Here is an 11,843-nt window from a genome sequence, read left to right as displayed (position 1 = left end):
CAGCGCACGGCGCGCCGGCCCCCATTTCGTGAGGAGAAACCCTGTGGCACGACTCTTCGGCACCGACGGAGTGCGCGGACGCGCGAACGGCGACATCACCGCGGAGCTCGCGGTCGAGCTGTCGGTGGGCGCCGCCCACGTGCTGGGCACCCTGGGCGCCTTCGGCGGCACCCGCCCCCGCGCGATCGTGGCCCGCGACACCCGCCCCTCGGGCCACTTCCTCTCCGCCGCGGTCTGCGCGGGCCTCGCCTCCGCCGGGGTGGACGTGCTGGACGCCGAGGTGCTGCCCACCCCGGGCCTCGCCCACCTGGTGCAGTCCACCGGCGCGGATCTGGGCGTGATGATCTCCGCCTCCCACAACCCCGCCCCGGACAACGGGATCAAGTTCTTCGCCCGCGGCGGCACCAAGCTGCCCGACGAGGTGGAGGACGCGATCGAGGCCCGCCTGGGCGAGGAGTGGGACCGCCCGCAGGGCACCGAGGTGGGCACCATCACCCGCTACGAGGGAGCGACCGACGCCTACGTCGAGCATCTCGTGGGCACCCTGGACACCTCTCTCGAGGGCCTCACCGTGGTGGCCGACTGCGCCAACGGCGCCGCCTCCCTCACCGGGCCCGCGGCGCTGCGCCGTGCCGGCGCCACCGTGCACGTGATCGGGGACGGCGCCGACGGCGGCCTCATCAACGACGGCGTGGGCTCCACCCACCTCGCGCCGCTGCAGGCCGCGGTGCGCGAGCACGGGGCGGACCTGGGCGTGGCCTTCGACGGCGACGCGGACCGCTGCCTCGCGGTGGACGCCGACGGCGAGATCGTCGACGGCGACCAGATCATGGCGATCCTCGCCCTGGACCTCAAGGAGCGCGGCAGGCTCCACGAGGACACCCTGGTGGTGACCGTGATGAGCAACCTCGGCCTCAAGCTCGCGATGAAGGAGCACGGCATCCTGCTGGGCCAGACCGCCGTGGGCGACCGCTACGTGCTCGAGGAGATGATCCTCGGCGGCTTCTCGATCGGCGGCGAGCAGTCCGGCCACGTGATCATCGCCGAGCACGCCACCACCGGCGACGGCGAGCTCACCGCCCTGCAGCTGCTGCAGCGCATGGTGCGCACCGGGCGCACGGCCCGCGAGCTGAAGCAGGTCATGACCCGCCTGCCGCAGGCGCTGCTCAACGTCAAGGACGTCGACAAGGCCAAGGCCACCATCGACCGCGGCGTCGCCGACGCGATCGAGGCGGCGGAGAAGGAGCTGGGGGAGAGGGGCCGCGTGCTGCTGCGCCCCTCCGGCACCGAGCCTGTGGTGCGCGTGATGGTCGAGGCTCCCACCGACGAGCAGGCCCGAGAGATGGCCGAGCGCCTCGCCGTCATCGTGCGAGAGCGCGTCGGCCTCTGAGCCGCCGCCGCGGAGGCGGCCCGGACACCGCCGCTCGCGCCGTGTGGCGAGGTCTCAGACCTTGCGCAGCAGCACGGAGTGGACGCGGTGCTGGCCGTCCTTGCGCAGGACGAGGTCGGCACGGCCGCGGGTGGGGACCACGTTCTCGGTGAGGTTCGGGCCGTTGATGCGTCGCCAGATGTCCTTCGCCGTCTGCACCGCCTGCTCGTCGGTGAGCTCCGCGTAGCGGCGGAAGTAGGAGCGCGGGTCCGAGAACGCGGTGCGGCGCAGCTGCAGGAAGCGGTCCACGTACCAGCGCTGGACGTCCTCGACCCGCGCGTCCACGTAGACGGAGAAGTCGAAGAAGTCCGAGACGGCCATCCCGAGCCGGCCGTCGCGACGGGGGCGGGCCGGCTGGAGCACGTTCAGGCCCTCGACGATCAGCACGTCCGGCTGCTCCACCACCACGCGCTCGTCCTCGAGGATGTCGTAGGTCAGGTGGGAGTAGACGGGCGCCTCGACGTGCTCGTGCCCGGCCTTGACGTCCGCGACGAAGCGCAGCAGGCGGCGCCGGTCGTAGCTCTCCGGGAAGCCCTTGCGCTGCAGGAGGCCGCGCGCCTCGAGCACCCGGTTGGGGTGGAGGAAGCCGTCGGTGGTCACCAGCTGCACCCGCGGGGTCTCGGGCCAGCGCGCCATCAGCTCGCGCAGCAGCCGGGCGGTGGTGGACTTGCCCACCGCCACCGAGCCGGCCACGCCGATGATGTACGGGGTGCGGTGCTGGTGCTGGTCCAGGAACTGCTCGCGCGCGCGGCGCAGCGACTGCGCGGCCGCGACCTGGATGTTCAGCAGCCGGGAGATGGGCCGGTACACGGCGTCCACCTCGGTGAGGTCCACCAGGTCACCGAGCCCGCGCAGCCGCGAGACGTCCTCCTCGGACAGCGGCAGCGGGGTCTGCTGCGACAGCCGCGCCCAGTCCTCCCGCGAGATCTCCTCGAAGGGGGTGACGGTGCTCGACGTCGACGCGGACTTCATGGCGCCGATTCTTCCAGCAGTTCCGCCCCGTGCGATGCAGCCCGGCGGCGAGAGGTGCGGCGGCCCCCCGGAGGAGCCGTCGCGCGTCGCCGCGGCCGCGCGAAGCGGTCAGGCTCGCGCAGAGACTCGTGCGCGTTTCTGCGCGATCGTGGGCGTGCGCGGCCAGGGCCGTGCGCGGTCGGGGCCCATCGTGAGGAAGGACTCGCCGCCGACGGGCGCCGCGGCTGGCGCGCGGGCCGCGGATGGCTAGCGTGAGGGGCATGTGTGGAATCGTCGGATACGCAGGCCCTCGCGCCGCAGCCCCCTCCTCCCGTCCCGTGGACGTGGCCCTCCAGGGCCTCGCCCGCCTCGAGTACCGCGGCTACGACTCCGCGGGCATCGCCGTGCTCGACGACGACGCCGTGCGCGTCACCAAGCGCGCCGGCAAGCTCGCCAACCTCCGCGAGGCGCTCGAGGGCGTCTCCGATTCCGGCGGGCGCGTCGCGATCGCGCACACCCGCTGGGCCACCCACGGCGGCCCCACGGACGGCAACGCCCACCCCCACCTCGGCGGCCGCGACGGCGAGCTCGCACTGGTCCACAACGGCATCATCGAGAACTTCGCCGCGCTGCGCGCCGAGCTCGAGGCCGACGGCTACTCCTTCGCCTCCGAGACCGACTCCGAGGCCGCCGCCCATCTGGTGGCCCGCGAGATGGAGCGCGCCGGCGACCTCACCGAGGCGATGCGCCGCACCGCCGCGTCCCTCGAGGGCGCCTTCACGCTCCTGGCCGTGCACCGCGACGCCCCGGACACCGTCGTCGCCGCCCGCCGCAACTCCCCGCTGGTCGTGGGCCTCGGCGAGGGCGAGAACTTCCTCGGCTCCGACGTGGCCGCCTTCGTCGACTCCACCAAGGAGGCGCTCGAGATCGGCCAGGACCAGGTCGTCACCGTCACCGCCGATGACGTCTCGATCGTCGACTTCGACGGCCACGAGGTCACCGACGCGACGCGCTACACCATCGAGTGGGACGCCGCGGCCGCGCAGAAGGGCGGATACGACTCCTTCATGGCCAAGGAGATCCAGGAGCAGGCCGACGCCGTCGCCGACACCCTCCGCGGCCGCCTGGAGAACGGCGCCCTGCAGCTCGACGAGATGGACATCGACCCCTCGGTGCTGCGCAGCATCGACAAGATCGTGGTGGTCGCCTGCGGCACCGCCGCGAACGCCGGGGCGGTGGCGAAGTACGCGATCGAGCACTGGTGCCGCATCCCCACCGAGGTGGAGCTCGCCCACGAGTTCCGCTACCGCGACCCCGTGGTCACCGAGAAGACCCTCGTGGTCGCGATCTCGCAGTCCGGCGAGACGATGGACACGCTGATGGCGGTGCGCCATGCCCGCGAGCAGGGCGCGAAGGTGATCGCGCTGTGCAACACCCGCGGCTCCACTATCCCGCGCGAATCCGATGCGGCGCTGTACCTGCACGTGGGCCCCGAGATCGCGGTCGCCTCCACCAAGGCGTACCTGGGCCAGATCACCGCCTGCTACCTGCTGGGGCTGTTCCTCGCCCAGGTGCGCGGCAACCTCTACCCGGACGAGATCGCCGCGCTGATGGCGGACCTCGAGCGGATCCCGGAGCACATCCAGCAGGTCCTCGACAGCTCCGAGCAGGTCACCCGCCTCGCCCAGGACATGAAGGACGTCACCAGCGTGCTCTTCCTGGGCCGTCACGTGGGCTACCCCACCGCGATGGAGGGGGCGCTGAAGCTCAAGGAGATCGCCTACATCCACGCCGAGGGCTTCGCCGCCGGCGAGCTCAAGCACGGCCCGATCGCGCTGGTGGAGGAGGGGCAGCCGGTGTTCGTCATCGTGCCCTCCCCGAACGGGCGCCACTCCCTGCACTCCAAGGTGGTCTCGAACATCCAGGAGGTGCGCGCCCGCGGCGCCCGCACCCTGGTGATCGCCGAGGAGGGGGACGACGCGGTGCTGCCCTACGCCGACGAGGTGATCCGCGTGCCCGCCACCCGCACCCTGTTCGCCGCCCTGCTCACCGTGATCCCGCTGCAGATATTCTCCTGCGAGCTGGCCACCGCGAAGGGGCTGGACGTGGACCAGCCGCGCAATCTCGCCAAGTCCGTCACCGTGGAGTGACCTGCCGGGAGGCCGGCGCCCAGCGGGGAGTGTGATACTGCCCGGGTGAGCAGCTTCCCCACCGCGACGCCGACGCCCGGCCCCGACGAGCAGTTCGGGGGCCGGGCGTTCGCGCCCCGCGACGACGGCACCGTGGTGGGGGTGGGCATCGACGTGGTGGGCATCGCCCGGCTCGCGGCGATGCTCGCACGCACCCCCGCCCTGCTGGACCGCCTGCTCACCCCGGAGGAGCGTCGGCTCTCCGCCGCCTCCCGCGCCGCCCGCGTGGCCGCGAAGGAGGCGGTGGGCAAGGCGCTCGGCGCCCCCGGTGACTTCTCCTGGCAGGACGTCACGGTGGAGCGCACCGCGGTGAGCCGGCCCTACCTGCGGCTGCGCGGGGCGACGCTGCGGGCCGCGGAGGCGCTGGGCGTCGCCCACCTGCACCTCTCCCTCTCCCATGACGGCGACGTCGCCACCGCGATCGTGATCGCCGAGCGCGGCCCGGCACCCGCCGCGACGGCGGAGCCGTGGTGGGACTCCGCTGCACAGGAGACGGCAGTGCAGGACTCGGCCGCGCAGGACTCCGGCGTGCAGGAGCCGGGCGCGCAGGAGCCGGGGAGGGCCCGGTGATCCGCGGTCACACCGCCCGGGCGGTGCGCGAGGCGGAGGCACCGCTGCTCGCGGCCGGCCAGACGCTCATGCTGCGCGCCGCGCGCGCCCTGGCCGACCGGGTCCACGCCGTGCTCGAGCAGGCCGGGCCCGCGCCGGAGGGCATGGCGGCGACGCAGGGCACAGCGGCGGAGCCCCGGGTGCTGGTGCTCGCCGGCGCCGGGGCCAACGGCGGCGACGGACTCCACGCCGCGGCGATGCTGCGTGCCGAGGGCGTCGCGGCGGACGCCCTCACCACCGCCGCGCACTGCCACGAGGAGGGCGCGGCCGCCCTGCGCACGGCCGGCGGCACCCTCCGCGCGCACACGGACCTCGACCCCGACGCGCTCGCGGCGCTGCTGGCGCGCACCGACCTCGTGCTCGACGCGATCCTGGGCCTCGGCGGGCGGCCCTCGGTGCCCGGCCCGCTGATCCCGCTGCTCACCGCGGTGCGGGAGGCGACCGTGCCGGTGCTCGCCGTGGACCTGCCCAGCTTCGTGGACGCCACCACCGGGCAGGCCGCGCCCCAGGCGCTCCCCGCGCGCGAGACCGTCACCTTCGGCGCGGTGAAGGCCGGGCTGCTGCTGGGCGACGGCGCCGAGCTCGCCGGCGCGCTCCACCTCGTGGACCTCGGTCTCGCCCCGCACCTGCCCGCCACCCCCGCGGTGCTGCGCTGCGAGGACGCCGACGTGCGCGCCCTGCTGCCGCGCCCCGGCCGCGACGCCAGCAAGTACACGCGCGGCGTGGTGGCGCTCGCCGCCGGCAGCGACCGCTTCCCGGGCGCCGCGGTGCTCGCCGCCTCGGGCGCGGCCCGGGCCGGGGCCGGGATGGTGCGCTGCCTGGCCCCGCAGGCCGTGCTGGACCTGGTGCTGCACGCGCGGCCCGAGGTGGTGGGCCACCGGGTGGAGCGGGCGCTCGGCGGCCCGGACGCCGTGGACCTCGCCGCCGTCGGCCGCACCGACGCGCTGGTGGTGGGCCCGGGCCTCCCGCCCGAGGACCCGCGCGCCGGCGCCGGGGTGGACTGCCTGCGCCGCGACCCCGGGCCGGCCGACGGGCCGCGCGGGCACCTCGCGCGCGGGGTGCTCGACGCGGGCGCGCTCTCGCTGCTCACCCCCGCGCAGCGCTTCGGTCCGGACGTGGTCCTCACCCCGCACCGCGGGGAGGCGGAGCGGCTCGCGCAGCGTCTCGAGATCGACCCCGCCCTGCCCGGCCCCGCGCTCGCCACGGCGCTCGCCGCCGCCACCGGCGCCACCGTGCTGCTCAAGGGCGCCCTCACCGTGATCGCCCCCGGGGACGGCGGGCCGCTGCGCAGCCAGGACGACGCCACCGCACAGCTCGCGAGCGCCGGCACCGGGGACGTGCTCGCCGGCGTGCTCGGCACCCTGCTCGCGGCGGGCCTCCCCGGGCCCGACGCCGCCGCCGTCGCGGCCCTGCTCCACGGCCGGGCCGGGCGCGCGGCCTCCGCCGGGGGAGTCCAGCCGCTGCTCGCCCTCGACGTCGCCACGGCGCTGCCGACGACGATCGGGACTATCCTGGCGGGTGGCCAGACGTGAACCGAGGAGCCCGATGACCATCCCGATCCCCGCCGAGGACCCCCGGCACGTGCCCAACCGGGCGCTGATCGACCCCTCCGCGATCACGGAGAACACCCGCGCGATGGGCACCCTGCTCGAGGAGCAGACCGCCCTGATGGCGGTGGTGAAGGCCGACGGCTACGGCCACGGCATGCTCACCGCCGCCCGGGCCGCCGTGGAGGGCGGCGCGACCTGGCTGGGCGTCGCCCATCCCGCGAGCGCCCTCGCGCTCGCCCGCGCCGGACTCGACGCCCAGATCCTCACCTGGCTGTTCGAGCCCCACACCGCCCGGATCGTGCTGCCCGAGGTGATCGGCCACGGGGTGGAGGTCTCCGTGGGGTCCCCGCAGATGCTCGCCCTGGTCGCCGAGGCCGCCCGCGAGGCCGACCGCCGCGCCCGCGTGCACCTCAAGATCGACACCGGGATGGGCCGCGGCGGCGTCCTGCCCTGGCAGGTGCGCGAGATGGGCGCCACGATGGGCGAGGACGACTTCCTCCGCCTCGCCGGCGCCTGGACCCACCTCACCTCCGCCGACGACCCGGAGGACCCGGCCACCGACCAGCAGGTGGAGCTGTTCGACTCCGCCTGCGAGGCGCTCGCCGAGGAGGCAGGGCCGATCCCGCTGCAGCACCTGGCGAACTCCGCGGCGACCCTCACACGCCCGGACCTCCACCGCGACCTGGTGCGGCCCGGCATCGCGCTGTACGGCTGCCCGCCGGTCCCCACGGACGTGCCGCTGCGGCCCGCGCTCACCCTCACCAGCCGCCTCGCCATGGTCAAGGACGTCCCCGAGGGGCACAGCATCGGCTACGGCCGGATGCGCACCACCTCCCGCGCCACCCGGCTCGGCCTGGTCCCGATCGGCTACGCCGACGGGCTGCACCGCGCCGCCAGCGACCGCTGCGACGTGCTGGTGCGCACCGAGCACGGCGACCGTCGCGCCCCGCAGGTGGGACGGATCAGCATGGACCAGATCGTCATCGACCTGGGCCCGGACTCCGAGGCCCGTGCCGGGGACGAGGTGTTCCTGTTCGGGGACGCGGGCGGGGACCCGAACGGACCCTCCGCCCCCACCGCCGAGGACTGGGCCCGCGCCGCCGGGACCATCCCGTACGAGGTGCTCACCTCCGTCTCCGGGCGCGTGAGCCGGAAGGTGCTGTCATGACCGGCCTCGCCCTGCACACCCGTGACGCCGCGGGCACCCGCGCCCTTGCCCGTGCCCTGGCCGCGGTGCTGCGCGCCGGGGACCTGCTGGTCCTGGACGGACCGCTGGGCGCCGGCAAGACCACCTTCACCCAGGGTCTCGGCGAGGGGCTGGGGGTGCGCGGTCCCGTCGCCTCCCCGACCTTCGTCATCGAGCGGGTCCACCCCAGCCTCTCCGGCGGCCCGGACCTGGTGCACGTGGACGCCTATCGCCTGGGCGGCGGGGGCGAGATCGACGACCTCGACCTCGAGGCGGACCTCGACCGCGCCGTCACCGTGGTGGAGTGGGGCCGCGACCGGGTGGAGCGCCTCGTGGACTCCCACCTGCTCGTCGAGCTCGAACGCCCCGATCAGGTCGAGGACCTGCACGACCCCGACGAACCGCGCACCCTGCGGCTGACCGGCCACGGCCCGCGCTGGGACGAGACGGCCGCCGCCCGGCTGCGCGAGGCCCTCGACGCTGCCACCGCCGCCCTCGACCAGGAGGAGAACTGATGCTGCTGGGGATCGACACCTCCGGGGCCGTGAGCGTCGCCGTCGCCCGCGGCGCCCTGACCGGGGACGGCGCGCCGCCGGAGGTCCTCGCGGTGCGCTCCGACACCCGCTCCCGCCACCACGACGAGGTGCTCCTGCCGCTGATCGAGCAGACCCTCGAGGAGGCGGGCACGAGCCGCGCCGAGCTCACCGGCGTCGTCGTCGGCCGCGGCCCGGGACCCTTCACCGGCCTGCGGGTGGGGCTGGTCTCCGCCCGCTCGATGGCGGCCGTCCTCGGCGTGTCGCTGCACGGGCTGAGCTCCCTGGACGCCCTCGCGCACCAGGCGCTGGCCGCGCACCCGGACGGGGGCGAGGGCCCCGACTCCGTCGGCGTGGCCCTGGATGCACGGCGCCGCGAGGTCTACCACGCCCGCTACCGCCGGGATCCCGCCGGCGCGATCACCCGGACCGCCGAGCCCGCCGTCGCCGCGCCCGCGGACGTCGCGGACCTGCTCACCGCCTGCGATCTGCTGGTCGGCTCCGGCACCGCGCTCTACCCCGAGCTGCTGCCCGCCACCGACGAGCTGGTGCACGTCGACGCCGGGCACCTGCTCCTCGCCGCCGCGGCGCTCTCCGCCCGCGGCGAGGACCTCACCAGCACCGAGCCGATGTACCTGCGCGAGCCCGACGCGGCGAAGCCCACGGCGCGCAAGAGCGCCCTGGGCCGCTGAGATGAGCGGGGCCGACGGGGCGGCGCCGCTCCCGGATGCCGCCTCACGGGACTGGTCCCTGCGCCCGGCGACGCTCGCGGACGTCGAGGAGATCGCGGTCGCGGAGCGCGCGCTGTTCCCCGACGAGGCCTGGACCCTCGCCCAGCTCGCCGAGGAGATCGGCCATCCCTCCCGCCGCTACGTGGTCGCCGTCGAGGGCGGCGGCGCACCGTCCCGCAGCGCCGACGGCCGCACCCTCGCCGCCCCGCGCCGGGACGCCGCGCTGCTGGGCTACGCCGGGATCATGCTCGCCGGTGACGTCGCGGACCTGCACACGATCGGCACGCGCCGCGAGGGGATCGGCATCGGTCGGGCGCTGCTGGCCTGGTGCGAGCAGCAGGCCCGTGCGGGCGGCGCCGAGCGTATGCTGCTCGAGGTGCGCGAGGACAACGCCCGCGCGCGTGCCGTCTACGCCGCCGCGGGCTATCGCGAGATCGGCCGCCGGCGCGGCTACTACCGGATCCGCGGCCGGCTCCTGGACGCCCTCGTGATGGAGCGCCGCCTCACGGGGAGCGGCGGCCCCGAGGGCGCACGCCCTCAGTCGGTGCGGTAGCTCGCGGCGGAGAGCGCCGGGCGGTCCAGCAGCTCCAGGCGCACCCCGTCCGGAGCAGTGATCACCGCGCAGCGGCTGTCCCCGGTGAAGGAGTCCTCGGCCGTGCCGAGCCCGTCGAACCCGCGCCGGGCGAGCTCTGCGAGGACCGCGTCGACGTCCTCCACCCGCAGCGAGACGTAGGGGAACACGCCGGGGGCGCGGGCCGTGCCCTCCGCGCCCAGCCCGAGGGCGTCCTCGCCCAGGTGCAGGAAGCGGCGCACCGGCCTGCCGTCCAGGTCGATGCCGGTGAGGGGGGCCAGGCCCACCGCCTCGGTGAAGAACGCGGCGGCGCCCGGCAGATCCGGCACGGTGAGCGCGAAGTGGTCGAGCTCCACCACCAGCGAGTCCTCGGGATGCGGGACCCGCATCTCCACGTCGCGCTGGATCAGCTCGAGGCGGGCGTCGCCCCAGAGCACGAACGACTGCCGGCCCTCGCCGGTGCCCGCCGGCTTCGGGGCCACCGCCTCGACCGCCCCGGCGCCGAGCAGTCGGGTGTGATCCGCCTCGAGGCTGTCGGTGAGGACGGCGAGGTGATCGATCCCGGGGGCCGCCTGCCCGGGCGGCACCCCGATGAACTCGAGCAGACCGCCGCCGAGCTGCACGTAGACGATCCGCACCGGGGAGTCCCGGATCATCCTGTCGAAGACCACCTGCGCACCGCAGGCGCGGTAGAAGCGCAGCGTCGCCTCGAGGTCGTCGGTGAGGATGCCGACGTGGTTGAGCTCGTAGATCATCGGGGGCCTGCTTCCTGGGAGTGGGCGAGGGCGGGGGAGGTGCGGTGGGGTGCGTCGACGGCGGCGCCGGGCAGCGCGCCGCCCACCGCGACGCGCTCGCCGCGGGCGGCGCTGAGATAGGCGGAGTAGACGATCTCGACGGTGTCGCGGGCGAGGGGTAGGCCGGACAGCGGCTCCCGCCCCTCCCGCAGCGCACCGAGCACGTCCTCGAACTGCTGGAGGTGGCCGTGCGACCAGCCGGCGTCGGAGGGGACGGCCTGCCAGCCGGTGGCGGACTCGACCTTCTCCTGCAGCACCTGGTCCGCGAACGCCGCCGGGTCCGGGGTGAACACGCTCAGCTCGTCGTGCTGGGTCATCTTCGTGCGATAGGCGGCGTCGGCCGTGTACACCTCGAGCTGGTCCCGCACGCCGCCGAGCATCTGGAAGGAGGCGGTGACGGTGGCGCGCGAGCCGTCGTCGAAGGCGAGCACGAGGTTCGCCCAGGTCTCCACGTCCTCCCAGTCGCGCACCAGGGCGGTGTCCCCGCCGTGGGAGGCGACCAGCTGATGGAGGGACGCGGTCTCTGCGGTGACGCTGACGGGCCGGATCGGTCCCCTCCCGGAAAGGCCGGACTCGACGGCCTTCAGGTGCAGCACCGTGGCCAACGGGTGCGCGCCCAGCGTGAGCAGCGCACCGCCGCCGGCGCTCGCACGGCGCCGCGCGGCACTGGCGTGCGAACCGCTGTGGCTCTGCTCCGCCCGCAGGTCCAGCAGCGGGGCTCCGGAGGTGCTCAGCAGGGAGCGCACCCGGGCCACCGCCGGGGCGTGCACCCAGTTCTCGGCGTAGAACAGCTGCACGCCGGCCCGCTCCACGGCCCCGGTGATGCGCTCCATGGCGGCGCGGGCGGCGGCGAGCTCGCGCTCGGCGCGCTCCGTGGGCGCGATCTCGGCGGAGGCCGCGCCGCTCCCGAACGCCCCGGTGAGCGGCTTCTCCACCAGCACGTGCTTCCCGGCCGCGGCCGCCGCGACGGTGACCTCCTCGTGGAGCGCGGTGGGCACGGCCACCACCACCAGGTCCACGTCCGAGGCGAGCAGCGAGGCCACGTCGGGATGTGCCTGCGGAACGTGGTGACGGGCGGCGAACGCGCGGGCGCTCTGCGGGGAGCTCGCGGCGACGCCCACGACCTCCGCGCCGGAGCGTGCCAGACGCCGCAGCGCGCGGAGGTGGAACTGCGCGGCGAAGCCCGCGCCGACGATGCCGATCCTGACCATCTCCATGGACCCTCCTCCTCGAGGCGGCGGCCCTCCGCGCCCGTCGCGCGGTGGACGAGCGGGCCGGGGAGCCTGCCGGTGATGAAACG

At 75.3% G+C, this 11,843-nt stretch carries 11 protein-coding genes; 8 read left to right on the top strand and 3 right to left on the bottom strand.

Annotated features, from left to right (window positions below):
* Positions 1 to 43: 43 nt before the first annotated feature.
* Positions 44 to 1,390 carry a phosphoglucosamine mutase gene (gene glmM, locus DWV08_RS09105; protein ID WP_115413496.1) on the top strand — a complete coding sequence of 449 codons (1,347 nt, stop codon included), beginning with the start codon at positions 44 to 46 and terminating at the stop codon, positions 1,388 to 1,390.
* A 54-nt stretch (positions 1,391 to 1,444) separates the two neighbouring features.
* Here the strand turns inward: glmM and coaA are convergent, their stop codons facing one another.
* Complete coding sequence (gene coaA / locus DWV08_RS09100; RefSeq protein WP_115413495.1) at positions 1,445 to 2,401, bottom strand: type I pantothenate kinase; 957 nt, start codon at positions 2,399 to 2,401, stop codon at positions 1,445 to 1,447.
* Between the two features lie 260 nt (positions 2,402 to 2,661).
* Between coaA and glmS the strand changes: the two genes are divergently transcribed.
* The 7 genes from glmS to DWV08_RS09065 are packed head-to-tail and all read left to right on the top strand — an operon-like array spanning position 2,662 to position 9,731.
* The gene (gene glmS / locus DWV08_RS09095) at positions 2,662 to 4,530 is read left to right on the top strand and encodes a glutamine--fructose-6-phosphate transaminase (isomerizing) (protein WP_115413494.1); all 1,869 of its coding nucleotides are present in this window, start codon (positions 2,662 to 2,664) and stop codon (positions 4,528 to 4,530) included.
* A 45-nt stretch (positions 4,531 to 4,575) separates the two neighbouring features.
* Complete coding sequence (locus DWV08_RS09090; RefSeq protein ID WP_115413493.1) at positions 4,576 to 5,139, top strand: holo-ACP synthase; 564 nt, start codon at positions 4,576 to 4,578, stop codon at positions 5,137 to 5,139.
* Positions 5,136 to 6,710 carry an NAD(P)H-hydrate dehydratase gene (locus DWV08_RS09085; protein ID WP_115413492.1) on the top strand — a complete coding sequence of 525 codons (1,575 nt, stop codon included), beginning with the start codon at positions 5,136 to 5,138 and terminating at the stop codon, positions 6,708 to 6,710. Before DWV08_RS09090 ends, DWV08_RS09085 begins: the two co-directional genes overlap by 4 nt.
* 13 nt (positions 6,711 to 6,723) lie before the next feature.
* Complete coding sequence (gene alr / locus DWV08_RS09080) at positions 6,724 to 7,896, top strand: alanine racemase (RefSeq protein ID WP_115413491.1); 1,173 nt, start codon at positions 6,724 to 6,726, stop codon at positions 7,894 to 7,896.
* A complete protein-coding gene (gene tsaE, locus DWV08_RS09075) occupies positions 7,893 to 8,429 on the top strand; it encodes a tRNA (adenosine(37)-N6)-threonylcarbamoyltransferase complex ATPase subunit type 1 TsaE (protein ID WP_115413490.1) in 537 nt (178 codons plus the stop codon). Before alr ends, tsaE begins: the two co-directional genes overlap by 4 nt.
* The gene (gene tsaB, locus DWV08_RS09070) at positions 8,429 to 9,139 is read left to right on the top strand and encodes a tRNA (adenosine(37)-N6)-threonylcarbamoyltransferase complex dimerization subunit type 1 TsaB (RefSeq protein WP_115413489.1); all 711 of its coding nucleotides are present in this window, start codon (positions 8,429 to 8,431) and stop codon (positions 9,137 to 9,139) included. The genes tsaE and tsaB overlap by 1 nt, the downstream gene beginning before the upstream one ends.
* 1 nt (position 9,140) lies before the next feature.
* Positions 9,141 to 9,731: a GNAT family N-acetyltransferase gene (locus DWV08_RS09065; protein ID WP_115413488.1), complete on the top strand. Its 591-nt coding sequence runs from the start codon at positions 9,141 to 9,143 to the stop codon at positions 9,729 to 9,731.
* Here DWV08_RS09065 and DWV08_RS09060 read toward each other — a convergent pair.
* Positions 9,716 to 10,504, bottom strand: a complete 789-nt coding sequence (locus DWV08_RS09060; RefSeq protein ID WP_115413487.1) for a VOC family protein — start codon at positions 10,502 to 10,504, stop codon at positions 9,716 to 9,718. The two genes, DWV08_RS09065 and DWV08_RS09060, sit on opposite strands and share 16 nt — an antisense overlap.
* Positions 10,501 to 11,760, bottom strand: coding sequence for a Gfo/Idh/MocA family protein (locus DWV08_RS09055; RefSeq protein WP_115413486.1), 1,260 nt, complete (start codon positions 11,758 to 11,760; stop codon positions 10,501 to 10,503). The genes DWV08_RS09060 and DWV08_RS09055 overlap by 4 nt, the downstream gene beginning before the upstream one ends.
* Positions 11,761 to 11,843 lie beyond the last annotated feature (83 nt).

Origin of the sequence: Brachybacterium saurashtrense (genome assembly GCF_003355475.1) — a bacterium.
Taxonomy (GTDB): Bacteria; Actinomycetota; Actinomycetes; order Actinomycetales; family Dermabacteraceae; genus Brachybacterium; species Brachybacterium saurashtrense.
This window is presented reverse-complemented; position numbering and strand designations above follow the sequence as displayed.